This window comes from Pseudomonas sp. Z2-11, from assembly GCF_054161305.1.
The window spans coordinates 5,921,168-5,942,337 of sequence record NZ_CP096395.1 but is presented as its reverse complement, the minus strand read 5'-3'; the positions used below and the strand labels follow the sequence as shown (position 1 = coordinate 5,942,337).

Below are 21,170 nucleotides of genomic sequence, written 5' to 3'. Positions count from 1 at the left end.
TCGGTGTATCAGGAAAACTTCCATTTCAGGCAGATCCTGCGACTGTTGCGCAGTCGAGCGGGAGCAAGCTCCCTCGCCACGGGGGAGCGTGCCGTGGTGCCGATCAGTGGATATTCAGCACAATCCCGACCCGGGTCAGCCATTCCGCTTCCTGGGCGAAGTCGGCCTGGGTCAGTTGGTTTTCTTCCAGCCAGCCGTCCGGGAATATCACATCCAGTTGATCACCATTGGCATGCAGGGTTACCTGGGGCATTTCCTGGGTGCCGCGGATGTGGTGGAAGAGGATCGCGAAGCGCAACAGCACGCACAAGCGGATCAGCTTGATGCCGTCATCGCCGAACTCGGCGAATTTATCCTTGGGAATATTGCGCCGGTGACCACGCACCAGTAGCGCAAGCATCTGCTGGTCCTCGCGAGAGAAACCCGCCAGGTCCGAATGCTCGATCAGGTAGGCGCCGTGCTTGTGGTAATGGTAGTGGGCGATGTCCAGGCCGACTTCGTGCACTTTGGCGGCCCAGCCCAGCAGTTCGCGCCATACACCGTCGTTCAGGTCCCAGTCGTCGGCCACCTGGTCGAACGCGTGGAGGGCCTTGCGCTCGACCCGCGCCGCCTGTTCCTGATCGACGTGGTAACGCTCCATGAGCGAGCCGAGGGTGCGCTCGCGGACGTCTTCGTGATGATGGCGCCCCAGCAGGTCGTAGAGCACGCCCTCACGCAGGGCACCTTCGCAGTGGTCCATGCGTTGCAGTTCGAGGGCGTCAAAAATCGCCTCGAGAATCGCCAGGCCCGCCGGGAAAATCGCCCGGCGATCAGGCTTGATACCTTCGAAGTCGATCTTGTCCGATTCGCCCAGCTTGAACACTTTGCGCTTGAGCCAGGCCAGGCCTTCGGCGTTGACCTCGCCGCTGCCATGGCCGCCAGCCTTGAGCGCCAGGCCGATGGCGCGAATGGTGCCCGAGGAACCGATGGCTTCATCCCAGGTCAGGCGGTGCAGCGCGTGCTCGATGCTCATGATTTCCAGGCGCGCCGCCGTGTAGGCCTGGGCGTAGCGGGCCGGGGTGATCTTGCCGTCGCGGAAGTAGCGCTGAGTGAAGCTGACGCAACCCATCTGCAGGCTTTCGCGCAACAGTGGTTCGAAGCGCTGGCCGATGATGAATTCGGTACTACCGCCGCCGATGTCCGCCACCAGGCGCTTGCCCGGGGTGTCCGCCAGGGTGTGGGAAACACCCAGGTAGATCAGGCGGGCCTCTTCACGGCCGGAGATGACTTCCACCGGATGGCCGAGGATCTCTTCGGCGCGCCGGATGAATTCGCCGCGGTTGCGCGCCTCGCGCAGGGCATTGGTGCCGACGATGCGCACCGCGCCCAGGGGCATGCCGTTGATCAGTTGGGCAAACCGTTTGAGGCAGTCGAGGCCGCGCTGGATGGATTCTTCGCTCAGTTGACGTTCTTCGTCGATACCGGCGGCCAGCTGGACCTTCTCGCCGAGTCGCTCAAGAATGCGGATTTCCCCGTTCTGGGCCTTGGCGACGACCATGTGAAAGCTGTTGGAGCCCAGGTCTATGGCAGCGATCAGGGACAGATTCTTGGCTTGGGATAGCGGCATGGTCAAAAAGTCTCGGTCGATAACCTTGCCATCCTGCCACGATCGACCGCTTACGCCAACGCGCCTGATCCAAACCCTTGACCCGGAGCAGCTTGGCTTGGCTTCTGTGGCGAGGGAGCTTGCTCCCGCTGGGCTGCGCAGCTGCCCCAAATGAATCAACCCGATACATCAGGAATAAACCGGCTGGCAGGGCCTGCGACTGCTGCGCAGTCGAGCGGGAGCAAGCTCCCTCGCCACAGAAGGTCTTGCCAGCAAAGTTCAGGCAGGCTCCACCGTCCCGATGAAGTTCGCCAGCTCGGCCGTCTGCGGATCGGCGAACAGCACCTTCGGGTCCCCCACTTCATGCACTTTGCCCTGGTGCATGAACACTAGCTTGTCCCCTACCTCCCGGGCAAAGCGCATTTCATGGGTGACCATGATCAGCGTCATGCCTTCTTTCGCCAATTGCCGCACCACACTGAGCACTTCATTGACCAGCTCCGGGTCCAGGGCCGAGGTGATTTCATCGCACAGCAGCACCTTCGGCGACATCGCCAGGGCTCGGGCAATCGCTACCCGTTGCTGTTGGCCGCCGGACAAACGGTCCGGGAAGGCATCGAATTTCTCGCCGAGCCCGACCCGCTCCAGCATCTGCCGCGCCAGCTCGGCCGCCTTGGCCTTGGGCACTTTTTGCACGACTTGCGGCGCGAGCATCACGTTCTCGCCGACCGTCAGGTGCGGGAACAGGTTGAATTGCTGGAAAACCATCCCGACTTTCTGGCGCAGGCTGCGCAAGTCGGCGCGTGCCGCGTCGAGGTACTCGCCGTCGACTTCGATCACGCCGTCGTTAATCGATTCGAGACCGTTCAGGGTGCGCAGCAAGGTGGATTTCCCCGAACCGCTGCGGCCGATGATCGCCACCACCTGGCCTTCCTCGACGCTCAGGTCGATGCCTTTGAGCACGTGGTGATCGCCGTAGTACTTATGCAGGGCGGAAATTCTAAGCAGAGGCATGCAGTCTCCTTTCCAGATAGCGCGCGCTGAGGGACAAGGGGTAACAAAGGAGGAAATAACCGAGGGCCACCAGCCCGTAGACCATGAACGGCTCGAACGTGGCATTGGCGAGCATGCCGCCGGTCTTGGTCAGTTCGGTAAAGCCGATGATCGACGTCACGGCCGTGCCCTTGACCACCTGCACGGAGAAGCCCACGGTCGGCGCCACGGCAATCCGCAGCGCCTGGGGCAGGATCACGTAGCGCAACTGTTCCAGCGGGTTGAGCGCCAGGCTCGCGGACGCTTCCCATTGGCCGTTGGAAATCGACTCGACGCAACCGCGCCAGATCTCCGCCAGGTAGGCGCTGGTAAACAGCGTCAGGGCGATCGCCGCCGCCATCCAGGGGGAAATCTCCACCCCGGCCAGGGCCACGCCAAAGAACACCAGGAACAATTGCATCAACAGTGGCGTGCCCTGGAACAGCTCGATATAGGTCCGGGCGACATTACGCGGCAGGGCGCGTTTGGAGATGCGCAGCACCATCACCAGCAAGCCGATCACACCGCCGCCGATAAACGCCACCAGCGACAGCGCCAGGGTCCATTGCAGGCCGGTGAGCAGGTTGCGCACCACGTCCCAGAAAGTGAAATCGCTCATTGGCTGCTCCTGGCAATGTAGCGACGCCCGATCCAGTTGAGAAACTGGCGGATCAACAGCGCCATGCACAGGTAGATCAGCGTCGTCAGCGCGTAGGTTTCGAACGCGCGGAAGTTGCGCGACTGGATGAAATTGGCGGCGAAGCTCAGCTCTTCGGTGGCGATCTGCGAACAGACGGCGGAGCCGAGCATCACGATGATGATCTGGCTGCTCAGCGCCGGCCAGACCTTGCCCAGTGCCGGCAGCAAGACCACGTGGCGGAACGCTTCGAAGCGGCTCATCGCGAGTGCCGCGGCGGCTTCCAGTTGCCCCCGCGGGATAGCCTGGATGCCGGCCCGGATGATCTCGGTGGAATACGCGCCGAGGTTGATCACCATCGCCAGCACCGCCGCCTGCCACTCGGAAATCTGCAGGCCCAGGGACGGCAAGCCGAAGAAGATGAAAAACAGCTGGACCAGGAACGGCGTGTTGCGGATCAGTTCCACGTACACGCCGAATATCGCCGCGAACGGACGGATATTCCACGCCCGAACCACCGCCCCGACGATGCCCAGGCCGACCCCGAGCAACGCGCCGATGGCCGTCAGTTCAAGGGTGAACAGCGCGCCGCGCAACAGCAGCTCGGTGTTTTGCACCACCGGCAGGAAATCGAACTGATAAGCCATGCTCAGCCTCTCAAGCGACGGTCAGAGGTCGGCCGGCAGTGGCTGCTTGAGCCAGGTCTGGGCGTTTTTCTCCAGGCTGCCGTCGGTCTTGGCCGTAGCGAGGATCTGGTTGACCTTGTCCAGCAGCGCCGGCTCGTTCTTGTTCACGCCCACGTATACCGGCGAGTCCTTGAGTTTCACTTTCAACGCCGGAACGCGCTTGGGGTTGCGCTCGCTGATGGCGACCATCACCACGTTGCCGCTGGCGATCAGGTCCACCTGGCCGGCCAGGTAGGCGGCGATGGTCGAGTTGTTGTCTTCGAAGCGCTTGATGGTGGTGCCTTCGGGGGCGACCTTGCTCAGCTCGATGTCTTCGATGGCGCCACGGGTGACGCTGATGGTCTTGCCCTTGAGGTCGTCCAGGCCGTTGATGGCGGCGTCAGGCGGGCCGAATACGGCCAGGTAGAACGGCGCGTAGGCGCTGGAGAAGTCGATGACTTTTTCACGCTCGGGGTTCTTGCCCAGGCTGGAAATCACCAGGTCGACCTTGCCAGTGGTCAGGAATGGAATGCGGTTGGTGCTGTTGACGGGCGTCAGTTCAAGCTTGACCTTGAGCTGGTCGGCCAGCAGTTTCGCCGTATCGATGTCCAGGCCGCGTGGCTTCATGTCCGGACCCACGGAGCCGAACGGTGGAAAATCCTGAGGCACCGCAACCTTGAGCGTACCGCGCTTGACCACGTCTTCCAGGCCATCAGCGTGGGCGGGCAATTGGCAAAGCATCAGGCTGGCAAACAGGGCAGTGAGCAGGACGCTGCAACGCTGGATCATGGTGAATCTCCGCAGTCGATGATGTGATTTCTCTGATCGGACAGAGCACAGGCCATGCCAAAGGCCTTGCTGATCCACCAAAGCCGCGATTTTGCTGGTGGGCATCGGTCTGACTGGTCTGAACAGTTGCGTCGCGTTTCGCACCTTTATCGAGCGTTGATGCAAGCCGCCGAACCCTGCTGGGGCACGACTTGCCGAGGGCTTCGAATAGCTTTACAACTAGCCGCTCATTGACTCGGTTTAACTGAAAAACCATGAATTCCATTTCTCGCGCCGTTCCGGAAGTAGCGCTGCAAGGCATCCGCAAGCTGATCGCCGACGAGGGCTTCGGCCCGGGGGATGCGCTGCCGTCGCAACGGGACCTGGCCTTGCAGCTGGGTGTGAGCCGGGCATCGCTGCGCGAGGCACTTTCATCGCTCAGCGCCTTGGGCATGATCAGCGTGCAGCCGGGCAGAGGTGTGTTCGTGCAGTCGCCGGTGGAGGCCCCGCGCAGCGAATCGGCGCCGGGTTGGCCCTTCGCCGCACAGGCCTCGCCAGTGGATATCTTTCAGTTGCGTTATGCCCTTGAGGGTTTCGCGGCCGGGTTGGCGGCCGTCACGTTGAGCGCCGATGAGCTCGATGCGCTGGATGACAACGTCGAGGCCATGCGCCGGGAGTTGAAGGCTGGGGATTTCGACGCGGCGGCGCGGCTGGATTTCGAGTTCCACCGGAGGATCCTGCTGGCCAGCGGCAACCAGGCGATGCTGGGCATTCTCACCGCCAGCGCCGATATCTTCCTGGAAAGCCAGAAGCTACCGTTCATCAGGGCGGAGCGGGCAATGGAGACATGGCAGGAACATCGCAAGATCCTTCGCGCCCTGGCCCGCCGGGCATCGGTTTCGGCGCAAAAAAACATGCAGGAACATGTACGTAATGCTGCGTTGCGTACGGGTATATCATTCATCGCACCGGCCGCTTCGTGAAGCGGGCCATACCCAAAGCCATCAATCTCCATAGCGAGACTCAATCAACTGCGGCTTCCTGAACCCGGGAAGGGCAGCTATGATGGGCCACGTTTTTTTGCTGATTACCCCGGAGATTTCCATGAGCAGCGATCTGATCAAACACGTTAGCGACGCTAGCTTCGAAGCTGACGTACTCAAGGCCGAAGGCGCAGTGCTGGTCGACTATTGGGCTGAGTGGTGCGGTCCTTGCAAAATGATCGCTCCGGTCCTGGACGAAATTGCCGAGACCTACAAGGGCAAACTGACCGTCGCCAAGCTGAACATCGACGAAAACCAGGAAACCCCGGCCAAGCACGGCGTGCGTGGTATCCCGACCCTGATGCTGTTCAAGAACGGCAACGTCGAGGCCACCAAGGTCGGCGCGCTGTCGAAGTCGCAACTGGCGGCTTTCCTCGACGCCAATATCTAAGCGTCGGATGTTCTGCCAAAAGCCCCGCAAATCGCGGGGCTTTTTCGTTATCCAGGGCTAGACGCTCGTAAATCGAGGTGTTACATTCGGCCCCGCAATGGTTTCTCCATTGCCCCCTGCAAGCCGTCGCCGACGCTCTCCTTTCGAACAAGTACGCGATCCTGTCGCCTTCTCCGCGGCGCGGCCTCATTAAGCCAAAAGCTTAATTTCCCCCCTCCATAAATGATTACGTCATTCCTATATGAATCTGACTGAACTCAAGCAAAAGCCGATTACCGAACTGCTCGAATTGGCCGAACAGATGGGCATAGAAAATATGGCCCGTTCGCGCAAGCAGGACGTGATTTTCTCCCTGCTCAAGAAGCACGCAAAAAGCGGCGAGGAAATCTCCGGTGATGGCGTGCTGGAGATTCTCCAGGACGGCTTCGGCTTCCTCCGCTCCGCGGACGCTTCCTACCTCGCCGGCCCGGACGATATCTACGTCTCGCCGAGCCAGATCCGTCGCTTCAACTTGCGCACCGGTGACACCATCGTTGGCAAGATCCGCCCTCCAAAGGAAGGCGAGCGTTACTTCGCGCTGCTCAAGGTCGATACGATCAACTTTGACCGTCCGGAAAACGCGAAGAACAAGATTCTCTTCGAGAACCTGACCCCGCTGTTCCCGACCGTGCGCATGAAGATGGAAGCCGGCAACGGTTCCACCGAAGACCTCACCGGTCGTGTCATCGACCTGTGCGCACCTATCGGCAAAGGCCAGCGCGGTCTGATCGTGGCGCCGCCGAAAGCGGGCAAGACGATCATGCTGCAGAACATCGCGGCCAACATCGCCCGTAACAATCCTGAAGTTCATCTGATCGTGCTGCTGATCGACGAGCGTCCGGAAGAAGTGACCGAGATGCAGCGCACCGTGCGCGGCGAGGTGGTCGCCTCGACGTTCGACGAGCCGCCGACCCGTCACGTGCAGGTTGCCGAAATGGTGATCGAGAAGGCCAAGCGCCTGGTCGAACACAAGAAGGACGTGGTGATCCTGCTCGATTCCATCACCCGTCTGGCCCGTGCCTACAACACCGTGATCCCGAGCTCCGGCAAGGTATTGACCGGTGGTGTCGATGCCCACGCCCTGGAGAAACCGAAGCGTTTCTTCGGTGCCGCACGGAACATCGAAGAAGGCGGCTCGCTGACCATCATCGCCACCGCGCTGGTTGAAACCGGCTCGAAGATGGACGAAGTGATCTACGAGGAGTTCAAGGGTACCGGCAACATGGAACTGCCCCTGGACCGTCGCATTGCTGAAAAACGCGTGTTCCCGGCCATCAACATCAACCGTTCCGGTACCCGTCGCGAAGAATTGCTGACGGCCGATGACGAGTTGCAGCGCATGTGGATCCTGCGCAAGCTGCTGCATCCGATGGATGAAGTGGCGGCCATCGAGTTCCTGGTCGACAAGCTGAAAACGACCAAGACCAACGATGAGTTCTTCCTGTCGATGAAGCGCAAGTAAGTCGAGCAGGCCAGCAAGAGCCGGGGAAACCCGGCTTTTTGCTGTCTGTGCATTCACTATTGCGAACGGGCGGCGTTAAACTCGGGCCCCCGAACGCCACGGTCACCATGAGGCTTTGCATGCAGTATCGCGACTTGCGCGACTTTATCAGCGGTCTGGAACAGCGCGGCGAACTCAAGCGCATCCAGGTGCCGGTGTCCCCAGTGCTGGAGATAACCGAGGTCTGCGACCGCACCCTGCGGGCAAAGGGCCCGGCACTGCTGTTCGAAAATCCGACCGGCTATGACATCCCGGTGCTGGGCAATCTGTTCGGCACACCGGAGCGTGTAGCCCTGGGCATGGGGGCCGAAGCTGTCAGCGAACTGCGCGAGATCGGCAAGCTGCTGGCGTTCCTCAAGGAGCCGGAGCCGCCGAAGGGCCTGAAGGACGCCTGGTCGAAGCTGCCGATTTTCCGCAAGATCATTTCCATGGCGCCGAAAGTCGTCAAGGACGCGATCTGCCAGGAAGTGGTGATCGAGGGCGACGCTGTCGACCTCGCCATGCTGCCGGTGCAGACCTGCTGGCCGGGCGACGTGGGGCCGCTGATCACCTGGGGCCTGACCGTCACCAAAGGGCCGAACAAGGATCGCCAGAACCTCGGTATCTACCGCCAGCAGGTGATTGGCCGCAACAAGGTCATCATGCGCTGGCTGAGCCATCGGGGTGGCGCGCTGGATTATCGTGAGTGGTGCGAAAAACACCCTGGCCAGCCGTTCCCGGTTTCGGTGGCCCTGGGCGCGGATCCGGCGACTATCCTTGGCGCCGTCACGCCCGTGCCGGACAGCCTTTCCGAATATGCCTTCGCCGGCCTGCTGCGGGGCAACCGCACCGAGCTGGTGAAATGCCGTGGCAACGACCTGCAAGTGCCGGCCACCGCCGAGATCATTCTCGAAGGCGTGATCCACCCCGGCGAAATGGCCGATGAAGGTCCTTACGGCGACCACACCGGTTATTACAACGAGGTGGACAGCTTCCCGGTGTTCACCGTCGAGCGCATCACCCATCGGATCAAGCCGATCTACCACAGCACCTACACCGGACGTCCGCCCGATGAGCCGGCTATCCTCGGCGTGGCGCTGAACGAAGTGTTCGTGCCGATCCTGCAGAAGCAGTTCCCCGAGATCACTGACTTCTACCTGCCACCTGAAGGCTGCTCGTACCGCATGGCCGTGGTGACCATGAAGAAGTCGTATCCGGGGCATGCCAAGCGGGTGATGTTGGGCGTCTGGTCGTTTTTACGACAATTCATGTACACCAAGTTCGTTATTGTCACTGATGACGATATCAACGCACGGGACTGGAACGACGTGATCTGGGCCATCACTACGCGCATGGACCCCAAGCGCGACACGGTGATGATCGAGAATACGCCGATCGACTACCTCGACTTCGCCTCGCCGGTGTCTGGCCTGGGGTCGAAGATGGGGCTCGATGCCACGCATAAATGGCCCGGTGAAACCACCCGTGAATGGGGCCGGGTTATCGTCAAGGATGAAGCCGTTACCCAACGGATCGATGCCATCTGGAATCAGTTAGGAATAGATTGATGCGTGTAACCTTGCAGCCTTCCGGCGCGGTGCTGGAGATACAGCCGGCGGAGCGGATTCTCGATGGCGCCCGGCGCCTGGGCTACGAATGTCCGCAGAGCTGCCGCAATGGCAATTGCCATGTCTGTGGCGCGCTGCTGGTGGAAGGTCGCGTGACGCAGGCCGGTGAGGTGCGTGATCACGGCGAGATCTTCACCTGCATTGCCGAGCCGCTGGAGGATTGCGTGGTGCTCTGGGATGGCGTGCTGGCGCCGGGTGAACTGCCGGTGCGCAACCTGGCGTGCCAGGTCACCGAATGCAGTGACGTCGGCGGCGATGTCTGGCGGGTGCGCCTGCGGGCGCCGGCGGGCAAGCCGCCGCGCTATCACGCTGGGCAATACTTGATGATCGAGCGCGAGAACGGCGAAAAATCGGCGTTCTCCCTGGCCTCGGCGCCGCATTCGGGGCGGGACCTGCAGCTACATGTACTGGCGCGCGAAAGCAGTGCGCTGGCGCTGCTGGAGCAACTGCGGCGCAATCCTACCGTGCGCATCGAAATGCCGTTCGGTGATACCCACTTGTCCGAGTTGCCGGATGGCCCGCTGGTGCTGATCGCCGCTGGAACCGGCATGGCGCAGATGCACAGCCTGATCGAGCACTGCCGGGCCGCCGGTTTCAAATACCCGGTGCATTTGTATTGGGGCGTGCGGCGGCCGGAGGATTTCTATGAAATCGAGCATTGGGAGGAGTGGAAAAAACTGCCGAACCTGTTCCTGCACAAAGTCGTCAGCGACTTGTGCGGCTGGGAAGGGCGCTGCGGGATGCTCCATGAAGCCGTGTGCGAGGACATCAGCGATCTTTCCAGCGTCCACGTCTACGCCAGCGGCTCACCAGCGATGATCTACGCCACGCTTGATGCGCTGGTGGAGGCCGGGATGGATGCTCATCAGATGCGTGCCGATGTGTTTGCGTACGCGCCGCGGGCTTGAACCGCGTTCGTCCAACCTAGGCTCGGTGAGTTCTTCGTGGCGAGGGAGCTTGCTCCCGCTCGGTTGCGCAGCGACCGCCTCATCTGGGACTGCTGCGCAGTCCAGCGGGAGCAAGCTGCCTCGCCACAAGAACGAACGCCGATCGATATAACGGCCCATATTTCGTTTCGGTATTTAGTTCTGAGAGCTAGATACCGATAACGTATATGGAAGCCCGATGGCATCCAACTTGCCTTCGTTCCTTCAAACGCCAGTACCTTGGCGTTGCCAAGCCATTCACAATCAGCGAGGAGCCATCCGCTACCGGCCATGACCGCTATCGAATCCGCCATCACCTGCGCGCTGTATCCGCCAAGACTCGAGTTGGGGCCACAGCTGACCCGGGAACAACTGCTTGCATCGATGCACTCGACGATGAGCCTGCACCAGGGCGGCCCAGTCTGGCTGTTCGCCTACGGCTCGTTGATCTGGCGGCCCGAATGCACGGCGGTGGAGCGTATGCGCGGGCGAGTGCACGGTTATCATCGCGGGTTGTATCTGTGGTCCCATGAACACCGTGGCACCCCGGAATTGCCAGGGCTGGTGTTCGGGCTGGATCGCGGCGGCTCGTGCAGCGGTTTCGCCTACCGGTTGCCGGAAGAAAACCTGCAGGATTCGCTGTTGGCCCTGTGGCAGCGCGAGATGCCCGTGCCGTCCTATCGGCCGCACTGGCTCAGCTGTCGGCTGGAAGATGGCAATCGGGTTCAGGCCTTGGGTTTTGTCTTGGAGCGACACCTGCCCAGCTATGCCGGCAATCTGCCGGATCATGTGCTGAGCCAGGTGTTCGAAAGCGCCTGCGGGCGTTATGGCACGACTCGCGATTATGTCGAGCAGACCATCCACGCCCTGCGCAGCCACGCCATGCCAGACCGTAATCTGGAGGCGCGGCTCAAGCGCTGCAAATCAGCGCTGGATCAGGCGATCGCGTCGCGGCTCTGACTGGCGATCTGCTTGTGCCGCAGGGTTGGCGCGAGGAATGCCATGGCCAGCAGGCAGGCACCGACCAGCAGGATGAAGCCGCCATCCCAGCCGAAATAGTCCACCGTGTAGCCCATCATGGCGCTGGCCGCGACTGAGCCACCCAGATAACCAAACAGACCGGTGAAGCCGGCAGCCGTACCTGCTGCTTTCTTGGGCACCAGTTCCAAGGCCTGCAGACCTACCAGCATGACCGGGCCATAGATCAGGAAGCCAATCGCGAACAGCGAGATCATGTCGACCATCGGGTTACCCGGCGGATTCAGCCAGTAGATGATTGTTGCGACGGTCACCAATGCCATGAATACCATGCCCGTCAGGCCGCGGTTGCCCCGGAAGACCTTGTCCGACATCCACCCGCATAGCAGCGTGCCGGGAATGCCGGCCCACTCGTACAGGAAGTAAGCCCAGGACGTCTTGTCGAAATCGAAGTGCTTGACCTCTTTGAGATAGGTCGGTGCCCAGTCCAGAATGCCATAGCGCAACAGGTAGACGAAAACGTTGGCCAGCGCGATGAACCAGAGCATCTTGTTGCGCAGCACGTATTTGACGAAGATGTCCCTGGCGCTGAATTCTTCTTCGTGGCTGGCATCGTAGCCTTCCGGGTAATCGTTTTTGTATTTCTCGATGGGCGGCAAGCCTGTCGATTGCGGCGTATCGCGCATGACGATGAAGGCAAATACAGCGACCAGCAAAGCCACCGCTGCCGGTACGTAGAACTTGCTGTGCCAGTCGTTGAACCAGCCCATGCCAAGTATTGCCAGCGGGCCGATCAAGCCGCCGCCGACGTTATGGGCGGTGTTCCATACCGAAACCACACCGCCGCGTTCTTTCTGCGACCACCAGTGCACCATGGTGCGTCCGCTTGGTGGCCAGCCCATGCCTTGCGCCCAGCCGTTGATGAACAACAGGATGAACATCATGGTCACGCTTGAGGTTGCCCACGGTGCGAAACCGAAAATGAACATCACTCCGGCTGACACTATCAGGCCAAAAGGCAGGAAATAACGCGGGTTGGAGCGGTCGGACACGATGCCCATCAGGAACTTGGAAAGACCGTAGGCGATCGCGATTGCCGATATCGCCACCCCCAGCTGGCCCTTTGTATAGCCTTGGGCGATCAGATCCGGAAACGCCAGGGTAAAATTTTTGCGCAGCAGGTAGTAACCGGCATAACCAATAAAAATGCCGGCGAAGATCTGCCAGCGAAGGCGCCGATAGGTGCTGTCTATTTTTTCTTCAGGCAATGGAGCCTGATGTGCGGCGGGACGAAAGAAAGCAAACATTCAAGGGCTCCAGATTTCTTGTTTTGACTGCGGATGCGAATGTTACAGTTTCATTACCGAAAATAGCACCGGTTCGCATCGGCCAAACAGCGGAAATGTGGGAGATCTCATGTTCTTTTACGAACATGTCGCTCAGGTATAAATGGAGGGCGGTATGGGGATGGCGGAACCGGGCCGTAGCGCTGCGACCCGGTTCAGGTAAACAGCTTGGGCAATCAGCGAACCTGCACAACCACCTTGCCCACCGCCTTGCGCTGTCCCAGGTCATTGATCGCCTGGGCGGCGTTGCTCAACGGATAGACCTGCGATACCAACGGTTTTAACTTGCCTTCGGCGAACCAGCCAAACAGTTGTTGGAAGTTGGCGGCGTTGTCCTGCGGCTGGCGTTGGGCGAAGGAGCCCCAGAACACGCCTACCACGGCAGCGCCCTTGAGCAAGGCCAGGTTCACCGGCAGCTCGGGGATGCGCCCGCTGGCGAAGCCGACCACCAGCAGCCGGCCGTTCCAGGCGATGGCCCGGACCGCCTGGTCGAACAGGTCGCCGCCCACCGGGTCGTAGATCACGTCGGCGCCCTGGCCGTCGGTGAGGCGCTTGATTTCATCCTTGAGGCTGGTCTCGGTGTAGTTGATCAGTTCGTCGGCGCCGGCGGCCTTGGCTACCGCGAGTTTTTCCGCGCTGCTGGCGGCGGCGATCACCCGGGCGCCCATGGCCTTGCCGATTTCCACCGCCGCCAGGCCGACGCCGCCGGAGGCGCCGAGCACCAGCAGGGTTTCACCCGGTTGCAGGTTGGCACGTTGCTTGAGGGCATGCATCGAGGTGCCGTAGGTCATGCTGAAAGCGGCGGCGGTGTTGAATTCCATGGCGGCGGGAATGGGCAGCACGTTGTAGCCCGGGACTGCCACCTGTTCGGCGAAACTGCCCCAGCCGGTCAGCGCCATGACCCGGTCACCGACTTTCAGGTGACTGACCTTTTCTCCCACCTCACGGACGACGCCCGCTGCTTCGCCGCCGGGGGAAAACGGGAAGGGCGGTTTGAATTGATATTTGCCTTCGATGATCAACGTATCAGGAAAATTCACCCCGGCGGCGTGCACGTCCAGCAGCACTTCGTTCTTCTTCACGACGGGGCTGGCGACGTCTTCCAGCACCAGCGATTCGGCGGGGCCGAATTCTTTGCACAGCACGGCTTTCATCAGGGCTATTCCTTTGGGAGTGATGGCCGATAAGTGTAGGTGTGAGAGTGAAGGGGTCAACGAGCATGCCCCGCCCTGATAGCCGGCCATAAGCTTGTGCTGGGACGAGGGGGCGGTATGCTGGGCCGCAAATCGGATGAGGAGTCGAATGTGAAAGCGTGGATCATGTTGATGCTGGCCCTGTCGTTGCCTGTGGCGGCGATGGCCGAAGAAGCCAAGGAAGCCAAAGAAGGCGAGGCGCCGAAGGTCAGTTACATCACGCTCAGCCCGCCATTCGTGGGCAACTATGGCCTGGACGGAACGACCAAGCTGAAGGTCTACAAGGCCGACGTTGCCCTGCGCGTGACCGGTGACGCCGCCGCTGCGGCGGTGAAGGCTAACGAGCCGTTGATTCGCAATCAGTTGGTGGCGCTGTTCGCCCAGCAGACGACCGAAACCATGAACAACCTTGAAGCCAAGGAAAAGCTGCGGCAGGAAGCGTTGAAGCAGACCCAGCAGGTGATGAACGACGAGACGGGCAAGCCGATGGTGGATGATCTGTTGTTCAACAACCTGATCATTCAGTAGGTTTGTCCGGGCGGGCCCCTTCGCGAGCAGGCTCGCTCCCACAGGAGTTTTGTGGGTAACACCAGTCCCCTGTGGGAGCGAGCCTGCTCGCGAAAGCGGCCGACAGGGCACTGCATTGGTCAGGATTTCAACGCAATGACCGCCGCCCACTGCTCAGCTGTCACCGGCATCACCGACAGTCGCGAGCCTTTTTGCACCAGCGGCATTTCGGCCAGGGCGGCCTGCTGTTTGAGGTAGTCGAGCTTCAGCACCCGTGGGAATGTCTCGACATGGGCGACGTCGAGGGCGGTCCAGGGGTTTTTCTCCGGGCTGGCCTTGGCGTCGAAGTAATGACTGTCAGGTTCCAGGGCCGTTGGGTCGGGATAGGCGGCCTTGATGATTTTGCCAATTCCGGCAATGCCTGGCTCCGGGCAACTGGAGTGATAGAAGAAAAATGAGTCGCCTACCGCCATGGCTCGCAGGAAATTGCGCGCCTGGTAGTTGCGAACCCCGTCCCAGCGCGCTTGGCCGAGCTTTTCCAGGCCCTGGATGGACAATTCGTCGGGCTCGGATTTCATCAGCCAGTAGGCCATGATTTCTACTCCTGGGTGGTGGCGATAAAAAGGTTCAGCGATTTTATGACAAACCGACAGTCGGTTGACGCCAGCATTTGCGTGTCGGTTCACGTTGCCGCAAAATGCCGGCCTTCCAAGCTTGACGCTGCTGCACGGCCAGATAAGAAAACCGCTGCTGTCATCGTGTGTGATATGCCTTGAGGGGGGCAATCGATGAAACGCAAACCGGATTTGTTGTGGGTCCTGGTCATTCTGTTCGGCCTGGGTGTCGTTACCACGGGTTATGCCCAGAGCTTATGGGCCAACAAAAATGATGCACCGATGGAAATCACCCAGCCCGCGCCCGCACTCAAGCGCTGAGCCGTCTTCTGGACGCCGCTGTTTCGCGGCGTCTAGCTCGCCAGATACCAACGCCTGTCACTGACCGTTCCCTGTAACGGTACATCCCAGCTTGCCTGCGCCAATCGTTCGACCTTCTGACACTCATGGGCCAGGCCCAGCAACGTCGGCTTGCGCCATTGTTTGCGTCGCGACAGATACGCCAGGCTGCGGTCATAGAAGCCGCCGCCCATGCCCAGGCGTCCGCCGGCATCGTCAAACCCCACCAACGGCAGCAATACCAGGTCCAATGTCCAGACTTTGCGCTGCCGGGCGATATTCTTGCGTGGTTCCGGGATGCGGAAACGATTAGGGCGCATTTTTTCGCCGGGATGGATCCGCTGGAACACCATCCTGGTCTGCGGCCAGGGACTGAGTACTGGCAGATAAGTCGCCTTGCCCCGACGTTGAGCGGCGCGCAGCAGCAGGCGTGGGTCGATCTCACCGTCGTTGGGCAGGTATAGGGCGATGTGTCTTGCGCGGCGAAACAGCGGATGCTGTGCCAGTTGCCGATAAAGCCCGTGGGCGGCTTGCCGTTGCTGGGCCGGGGTCAGGGCACGACGGGCCTGGCGTAGCAGGCGGCGAAGTTGTGGGCGGGTCGGCAACGCAGGTTCGGTCATATCGATGCTTCGCGAGACGGTGACATCGGCACAGCGTAACCGCAAACGGCGGGACCGGAAAACGCCAAACGCCAGAAACGACAATGCCAGTCATGATGACTGGCATTGTTTCAAGAATCAGGCTCCCCGGATGAACCGCTGTCGGCTTAGCCCTTGAACCCGAAAGTTCAAGGTGGAAGTTGCAGGAGGCGTTAAGGCTTTCCGTCAAGCGGACATGCACACCGGCCCCAACGTGCAACTCCCGTGGTTGTGCGTATCGGCTCAGGGACATCACCAACTGGCAAGCACCCCAGGGAGTGACGCAAGTATACCCCAGGCAGCCTCGCGAATCAGCCCTTGCTGACGTCCGGATCTGTGGCGAGTACCAGGTCCACCCGATCGAGCAGGTCGCGGACCTGTTCGCGGGTCGAGCCGCTGGCCTGTACGTCCGGCATATCCTGGCGGTGCAGCAGGTCGTGGGTGATGTTCAAGGCGGCCATCACGGCGATGCGATCGGCGCCGATGACTTTGCCGCTGCTGCGGATCTCGCGCATCTTGCCGTCCAGGTAACGGGCGGCGCTCACCAGGTTGCTGCGCTCTTCCTGGGGACAGATGATCGAATACTCTTTATCGAGGATCTGCACGGTAACGCTATTGCTTGAACTCATGAGTCTTGCTCCAGGGCCTTGAGGCGCGAAATCATCGATTCGACCTTACGCCGGGCGATTTCGTTTTTTTCAATGAGGTGCGCGCGTTCCTCGCGCCAGGTTTTTTCCTGAGCTAATAGGAGTCCGTTTTGGCTCTTAAGTTGCTCGACCCGGTCAATTAGCAGCTCGAGTCTGGCCATCAGCGCTTGCAGGTCGGTGTCTTCCATTGTGTCCACTGAAGAATGTGTCTGATGGAGGGATTGGGTCGCACAGCCTTTAATGGTCTTGGCGAGTCTGTCGATGTAGGATACAAGGCCTCCATTCTAGACATAGCGCCGTCTGGCGCCTAGCTGCCCATGCCCATTCAGAATTCTCCGTACCAAGCCTTTGCCACCCTGCTGAGCACCAGCGGCCACCCTGTCTCGCCCGCCGAACTGCATGGCCTGCTGCTCGGCCGCAGCTGTGCCGGCGCCGGTTTCGATGCCGACGGCTGGTTGGCCGACGCCGCCGAACTGCTTGAAGGCGAGCCGGCGGACAACGTGCGCAACGCGCTCATCGGCCTGCAGGAAATGGTCAAGGGCGAGTTGACCAGCGACGACATGACCGTCGTCCTGCTGCTGCCCACCGATGACGCGCCGCTGGCTGAGCGCGCCGCTGCGCTGGGTCAGTGGTGCCAGGGTTTCCTCGCAGGCTTCGGCCTGACCCGCCGCGAATACGCCTTGAGCGATGAAGCCAAGGAAGTGTTGCAAGACTTGGCGGCCATCTCCCAGGTGCAGGACGCCCTGGAGGAATCCGACGACGGCGAGAGCGACTACATGGAAGTGATGGAGTATCTGCGGGTCGCGCCATTGCTGCTGTTCACCGAGACCAAAAAAACCGATGCAGCGGCCGCAAAACCGTCCTTGCATTAATTTTTAGAGGGAACACCGTCTGCCCATGATTCATATCCCGAAGTCGGAATACAGCCGTCGCCGCAAGGCCTTGATGGCGCAGATGGAACCCAACAGCATCGCAATCCTGCCCGCCGCCGCCGTTGCGATCCGCAATCGCGACGTCGAGCACGTCTATCGCCAGGACAGCGACTTCCAGTACCTCAGCGGCTTCCCCGAGCCGCAAGCGGTGATCGTGCTGATGCCCGGTCGCGCCCACGGCGAATACGTCCTCTTTTGCCGCGAGCGCAATGCCGAACGTGAACTGTGGGATGGCTTGCGCGCCGGCCAGGAAGGGGCGATCCGGGACTACGGCGCCGACGACGCGTTTCCCATCACCGACATCGACGACATCCTGCCGGGCCTGATCGAAGGTCGCGACCGGGTCTATTCGGCCATGGGCAGCAACCCCGAATTCGACCGGCACCTGATGGAGTGGATCAACGTGATTCGCTCCAAGGCCCACCTTGGTGCCCAGCCGCCGAACGAATTTGTTGCCCTGGATCATCTGCTGCACGATATGCGCCTGTATAAATCGGCGGCGGAAGTGAAAGTGATGCGCGAAGCGGCGCGGATTTCCGCCCAGGCGCACATCCGCGCCATGCAAGCGGCACGTCCCGGGCTTTACGAATACAGCCTGGAAGCCGAGCTCGACTACGAATTTCGCAAGGGCGGCGCAAAGATGCCGGCCTACGGCTCCATCGTCGCGGCGGGGCGTAACAGTTGCATCCTGCATTACCAGCAGAACGACGCGCCGCTCAAGGATGGCGACCTGGTGCTTATCGACGCCGGTTGCGAAATCGACTGCTACGCCAGCGATATCACCCGTACCTGGCCGGTCAGCGGCAAGTTTTCGCCCGAGCAGAAGGCGATCTATGAGGTCGTGCTGGCGGCCCAGGAAGCGGCGTTCGCTGAAATTGGCCCGGACAAGCATTGGAACCAGGCCCATGAAGCTACGGTCCGGGTCATTACCGAGGGGCTGGTGCGTCTCGGGCTGCTGGACGGCGCGGTGGACCAGTTGATCGCCAGCGAAGCCTACCGGGCGTTCTACATGCACCGTGCCGGTCACTGGCTGGGCATGGACGTGCACGACGTCGGTGAGTATCGGGTCGGTGGCGAATGGCGCGTGCTGGAGGTTGGCATGGCCTTGACCGTGGAGCCGGGCATCTATATTGCTCCGGACAATCGCAGCGTAGCGAAGAGATGGCGCGGCATTGGCGTGCGCATCGAGGATGACGTGGTGGTGACCAAGACCGGTTGTGAAATCCTGACCCGCGGCGTGCCGAAAACGGTCGCCGAGATCGAGGCCCTGATGGCCGCCGCACGGACTCAAGCGGCATGAGCCGGGTCAACGTGGCGATCATTGGTGGTGGCCTGGTCGGCGCGAGCCTGGCGCTCGCCTTGCAGGCAGGCGCCAAGGCCAGGGGGTGGAAGATCATGCTGATCGAGCCGTTCGCCCCCGGCGACACCTGGCAGCCGAGCTATGACGCGCGCTCATCGGCGCTCTCCTTCGGTGCTCGACAGATTTATCAGCGCCTGGGCCTCTGGCAGGAAATTTCCCGCCGCGCAGAACCGATCAAACAGATTCATGTTTCCGACCGCGGACGGTTTTCCACCGCACGGTTGTCCGCCATGGAGGAGGGCGTGCCGGCCCTCGGCTACGTGGTGGAAAATGCCTGGCTCGGCCAATGCCTGTGGCAAGGGCTGGACAAGGATGTGGTCAGCTGGCGCTGCCCGGCGCAAGTCACCCGGATGGAGCCGCTAGTCGGTGGTTATCGTTTGACGCTGGATGACGAAACCACGCTGGAATGCGACCTCGCCGTACTGGCCGACGGTGGACGCTCCGGACTGCGTGAGCAGTTGGGCGTCGGTGTGCGCAATCGCCCTTACGACCAGAGCGCGTTGATTGCCAACCTCACACCCAGCGAAGCCCACAACGGCGTGGCTTTCGAACGCTTTACCGACGACGGCCCGATGGCCTTGTTGCCGCTGCCGGAAAATCGTTGTGCGTTGGTCTGGACTCGCCAGGGCATGGATGCGCAACGGCTGGCAGCCCTCGACGAGCGTAGTTTTCTCAGTGAGCTGCAGAGTGTGTTCGGCTATCGCCTGGGCACGTTGAAACAGGTGGGTGCGCGACACCTTTATCCGCTGGCGCTGGTGGAAGCCGAAGAGCAGGTACGTCCGCACCTGGCGATCCTCGGCAATGCTGCCCATAGCCTGCATCCGATAGCGGGCCAGGGCTTCAACCTGTCCTTGCGTGACGCGCAGGCACTGGCCGATGCATTGCTCGGGAGCGACAGCACGCCCGGCGACTTCTCTGTATTGCAAGCCTATCGCGAGCGCCAGCGGATGGACCAGGCCCTGACCGTCGGCTTCTCCGACCAGGTCACGCGGCTGTTCAGCAGCGATCTGCCGCTGGTATCCGTGGGCCGCAATCTCGGCCTGCTGGGCCTTGACCTGCTGCCCCCGGCCAAGCGCTGGTTCGCTCGCCAGGCCATGGGCTTGGGGACTCGCCCCGATGCTTGATACGGCTCATTCCTTTCACGGGCGGCTCATGTCGCCAGCAGCACAGGCTTAAAGCATGGAATTGCGCGCAGATCTGCTGATTGTCGGTGCCGGTATGGTCGGCAGCGCCCTGGCGCTTGCGTTGCAGGGCAGCGGCTTGCAGGTGTTGTTGCTCGACGGCAGCCCGCTGAGCGTCAAGCCCTTTGATTCCCTGGCAGCGTTCGAACCCCGGGTCAGCGCCCTGTCGGCGGCCAGCCAGCGGATTCTCGATCGTCTGGGCGTCTGGGACGGTATCGTCGCCCGACGCACCAGTCCCTACACCGACATGCACGTCTGGGACGGTAGCGGCACGGGGCAGATTCATTTTTCCGCCGCCAGCCTGCATGCCGAAGTGCTTGGCCACATCGTCGAGAACCGCGTCGTTCAGGATGCCCTTCTGGACCGGTTGCATGACTGCGACCTGGGCCTGCTGGCCAATGCGCGCCTGGAGCAGATGCGCCGCTCCGGCGACGACTGGCTGCTGACCCTGGCTGACGGGCGCACCTTGCGCGCGCCACTGGTGATTGCCGCCGACGGGGCGAACTCCGCCGTGCGCCGCCTGACGGGGGTCGCCACTCGCGAGTGGGACTACCTGCATCACGCGATCGTCACCAGCGTGCGCTGCGCCGGACCTCATCGCCAGACCGCATGGCAACGCTTCACCGACAATGGTCCGCTGGCCTTCCTGCCTCTGGCGCGCGACGGCCAGCAGGACTGGTGCTCGATCGTCTGGTCGACCACGCCTGGCGAAGCGCAGCGCTTGATGACACTGGATGACGGCGCTTTCTGCGCAGAACTGGAGCGGGCTTTCGAGGGCCGGCTAGGCGCGGTGCTCGGCGCCGATCCTCGCGTCTGCGTACCGCTGCGCCAACGCCACGCCAAGCGTTACGTGGCCGAAGGGCTGGCGCTGATCGGCGATGCGGCGCACACCATCCATCCCCTGGCCGGGCAGGGCGTCAACCTGGGTTTCCTGGATGCCGCGGTGTTGGCCGAGGTGCTGTTGCAGTCCTCAGGGCGTGGCGAGCGGTTGGCCGACCTCAAGGTGTTGAGCCGCTATGAGCGGCGGCGCATGCCCCATAACCTGGCGCTGATGGCGGCGATGGAAGGCTTCGAGCGGCTGTTCCAGGCCGATCCATTGCCGGTGCGCTGGTTGCGTAATACCGGTCTGAAGCTGGTAGACCGCATGCCGGAAGCCAAGGCGCTGTTCGTACGCGAGGCGTTGGGGCTGACCGGGGATCTGCCGGATCTGGCCAAGATCTGAAAGTTGTTTTGGAGCTTAT

The 21,170-nt window shown here is 61.5% G+C and carries 23 protein-coding genes and 1 other RNA gene; 12 read left to right on the top strand and 12 right to left on the bottom strand.

Annotated elements, in window-relative coordinates; all coding sequences use genetic code 11:
* Positions 1–103: 103 nt before the first annotated feature.
* From ppx to M1E16_RS26540, 5 genes are all read right to left on the bottom strand, one after another.
* The gene (ppx, locus tag M1E16_RS26560; RefSeq protein ID WP_434627199.1) at positions 104–1,606 is read right to left on the bottom strand and encodes an exopolyphosphatase; all 1,503 of its coding nucleotides are present in this window, start codon (positions 1,604–1,606) and stop codon (positions 104–106) included.
* 258 nt (positions 1,607–1,864) lie between these two features.
* Positions 1,865–2,599, bottom strand: a complete 735-nt coding sequence (locus M1E16_RS26555; protein WP_039590243.1) for an amino acid ABC transporter ATP-binding protein — start codon at positions 2,597–2,599, stop codon at positions 1,865–1,867.
* Entirely contained in the window at positions 2,586–3,236 is a 651-nt protein-coding gene (locus tag M1E16_RS26550; protein ID WP_434627201.1) for an amino acid ABC transporter permease, read from the bottom strand. Before M1E16_RS26550 ends, M1E16_RS26555 begins: the two co-directional genes overlap by 14 nt.
* A complete protein-coding gene (locus M1E16_RS26545) occupies positions 3,233–3,901 on the bottom strand; it encodes an amino acid ABC transporter permease (RefSeq protein ID WP_305498009.1) in 669 nt (222 codons plus the stop codon). The genes M1E16_RS26550 and M1E16_RS26545 overlap by 4 nt, the downstream gene beginning before the upstream one ends.
* A 21-nt stretch (positions 3,902–3,922) precedes the next feature.
* Positions 3,923–4,708, bottom strand: a complete 786-nt coding sequence (locus M1E16_RS26540; RefSeq protein ID WP_305498011.1) for a transporter substrate-binding domain-containing protein — start codon at positions 4,706–4,708, stop codon at positions 3,923–3,925.
* A gap of 254 nt (positions 4,709–4,962) precedes the next feature.
* On the opposite strand from M1E16_RS26540, the gene M1E16_RS26535 reads away from it, so the two are divergent.
* The 6 genes from M1E16_RS26535 (at position 4,963) to M1E16_RS26510 (ending at position 11,154) form a co-directional block, all read left to right on the top strand.
* Positions 4,963–5,670 carry a FadR/GntR family transcriptional regulator gene (locus M1E16_RS26535; protein WP_458128764.1) on the top strand — a complete coding sequence of 236 codons (708 nt, stop codon included), beginning with the start codon at positions 4,963–4,965 and terminating at the stop codon, positions 5,668–5,670.
* Positions 5,671–5,791: 121 nt separating this feature from the next.
* Positions 5,792–6,121, top strand: a complete 330-nt coding sequence (gene trxA, locus M1E16_RS26530; RefSeq protein WP_003206727.1) for a thioredoxin TrxA — start codon at positions 5,792–5,794, stop codon at positions 6,119–6,121.
* 241 nt (positions 6,122–6,362) lie between these two features.
* Positions 6,363–7,622, top strand: coding sequence for a transcription termination factor Rho (rho, locus tag M1E16_RS26525; protein WP_003206716.1), 1,260 nt, complete (start codon positions 6,363–6,365; stop codon positions 7,620–7,622).
* Between the two features lie 119 nt (positions 7,623–7,741).
* Positions 7,742–9,208, top strand: coding sequence for a 4-hydroxy-3-polyprenylbenzoate decarboxylase (gene ubiD / locus M1E16_RS26520; protein ID WP_458128763.1), 1,467 nt, complete (start codon positions 7,742–7,744; stop codon positions 9,206–9,208).
* Entirely contained in the window at positions 9,208–10,176 is a 969-nt protein-coding gene (locus M1E16_RS26515) for a CDP-6-deoxy-delta-3,4-glucoseen reductase (RefSeq protein WP_434571016.1), read from the top strand. The genes ubiD and M1E16_RS26515 overlap by 1 nt, the downstream gene beginning before the upstream one ends.
* Positions 10,177–10,485: 309 nt before the next feature.
* Positions 10,486–11,154 (top strand): gamma-glutamylcyclotransferase, encoded by a 669-nt coding sequence (locus M1E16_RS26510; RefSeq protein WP_434602199.1) that lies wholly within the window; start codon positions 10,486–10,488, stop codon positions 11,152–11,154.
* On the opposite strand, the gene glpT is transcribed toward M1E16_RS26510, so the two are convergent.
* Positions 11,130–12,479 (bottom strand): glycerol-3-phosphate transporter, encoded by a 1,350-nt coding sequence (gene glpT, locus M1E16_RS26505; protein WP_434627207.1) that lies wholly within the window; start codon positions 12,477–12,479, stop codon positions 11,130–11,132. The genes M1E16_RS26510 and glpT overlap by 25 nt on opposite strands.
* A gap of 215 nt (positions 12,480–12,694) precedes the next feature.
* Positions 12,695–13,672 (bottom strand): NADPH:quinone oxidoreductase family protein, encoded by a 978-nt coding sequence (locus M1E16_RS26500; protein ID WP_434571022.1) that lies wholly within the window; start codon positions 13,670–13,672, stop codon positions 12,695–12,697.
* 150 nt (positions 13,673–13,822) lie between these two features.
* On the opposite strand from M1E16_RS26500, the gene M1E16_RS26495 reads away from it, so the two are divergent.
* On the top strand, positions 13,823–14,239 hold the full coding sequence (locus M1E16_RS26495; RefSeq protein ID WP_434571024.1) for a flagellar basal body-associated protein FliL: 417 nt from the start codon (positions 13,823–13,825) through the stop codon (positions 14,237–14,239).
* A 119-nt stretch (positions 14,240–14,358) separates the two neighbouring features.
* Here M1E16_RS26495 and M1E16_RS26490 read toward each other — a convergent pair whose 3' ends face one another.
* Positions 14,359–14,811, bottom strand: coding sequence for an EVE domain-containing protein (locus M1E16_RS26490; RefSeq protein ID WP_434699100.1), 453 nt, complete (start codon positions 14,809–14,811; stop codon positions 14,359–14,361).
* Between the two features lie 195 nt (positions 14,812–15,006).
* Between M1E16_RS26490 and M1E16_RS26485 the strand changes: the two genes are divergently transcribed.
* Complete coding sequence (locus M1E16_RS26485) at positions 15,007–15,153, top strand: hypothetical protein (RefSeq protein ID WP_305498028.1); 147 nt, start codon at positions 15,007–15,009, stop codon at positions 15,151–15,153.
* A gap of 32 nt (positions 15,154–15,185) precedes the next feature.
* Here the strand turns inward: M1E16_RS26485 and M1E16_RS26480 are convergent, their stop codons facing one another.
* The 4 genes from M1E16_RS26480 to M1E16_RS26465 form a co-directional block, all read right to left on the bottom strand.
* The gene (locus M1E16_RS26480; RefSeq protein ID WP_434571030.1) at positions 15,186–15,791 is read right to left on the bottom strand and encodes a 5-formyltetrahydrofolate cyclo-ligase; all 606 of its coding nucleotides are present in this window, start codon (positions 15,789–15,791) and stop codon (positions 15,186–15,188) included.
* A 119-nt stretch (positions 15,792–15,910) separates the two neighbouring features.
* Positions 15,911–16,090: non-coding RNA, 6S RNA (gene ssrS / locus M1E16_RS26475), on the bottom strand.
* Positions 16,091–16,120: 30 nt separating this feature from the next.
* Positions 16,121–16,438, bottom strand: coding sequence for a cell division protein ZapA (locus M1E16_RS26470; RefSeq protein WP_458128762.1), 318 nt, complete (start codon positions 16,436–16,438; stop codon positions 16,121–16,123).
* Positions 16,435–16,644 (bottom strand): TIGR02449 family protein, encoded by a 210-nt coding sequence (locus M1E16_RS26465; protein ID WP_003177365.1) that lies wholly within the window; start codon positions 16,642–16,644, stop codon positions 16,435–16,437. The genes M1E16_RS26470 and M1E16_RS26465 overlap by 4 nt, the downstream gene beginning before the upstream one ends.
* A gap of 129 nt (positions 16,645–16,773) precedes the next feature.
* Here M1E16_RS26465 and M1E16_RS26460 point away from each other — a divergent pair, with 129 nt between their 5' ends.
* The 4 genes from M1E16_RS26460 to M1E16_RS26445 all read left to right on the top strand — a co-directional run bounded on the left by M1E16_RS26460 (position 16,774) and on the right by M1E16_RS26445 (position 21,151).
* The gene (locus M1E16_RS26460; protein WP_305386747.1) at positions 16,774–17,328 is read left to right on the top strand and encodes a YecA/YgfB family protein; all 555 of its coding nucleotides are present in this window, start codon (positions 16,774–16,776) and stop codon (positions 17,326–17,328) included.
* Positions 17,329–17,353: 25 nt separating this feature from the next.
* A complete protein-coding gene (gene pepP, locus M1E16_RS26455) occupies positions 17,354–18,688 on the top strand; it encodes a Xaa-Pro aminopeptidase (RefSeq protein ID WP_458128761.1) in 1,335 nt (444 codons plus the stop codon).
* A complete protein-coding gene (ubiH, locus tag M1E16_RS26450) occupies positions 18,685–19,872 on the top strand; it encodes a 2-octaprenyl-6-methoxyphenyl hydroxylase (protein WP_458128760.1) in 1,188 nt (395 codons plus the stop codon). The genes pepP and ubiH overlap by 4 nt, the downstream gene beginning before the upstream one ends.
* A gap of 61 nt (positions 19,873–19,933) precedes the next feature.
* Positions 19,934–21,151, top strand: coding sequence for a 2-octaprenyl-3-methyl-6-methoxy-1,4-benzoquinol hydroxylase (locus tag M1E16_RS26445; RefSeq protein WP_458130371.1), 1,218 nt, complete (start codon positions 19,934–19,936; stop codon positions 21,149–21,151).
* Positions 21,152–21,170 lie beyond the last annotated feature (19 nt).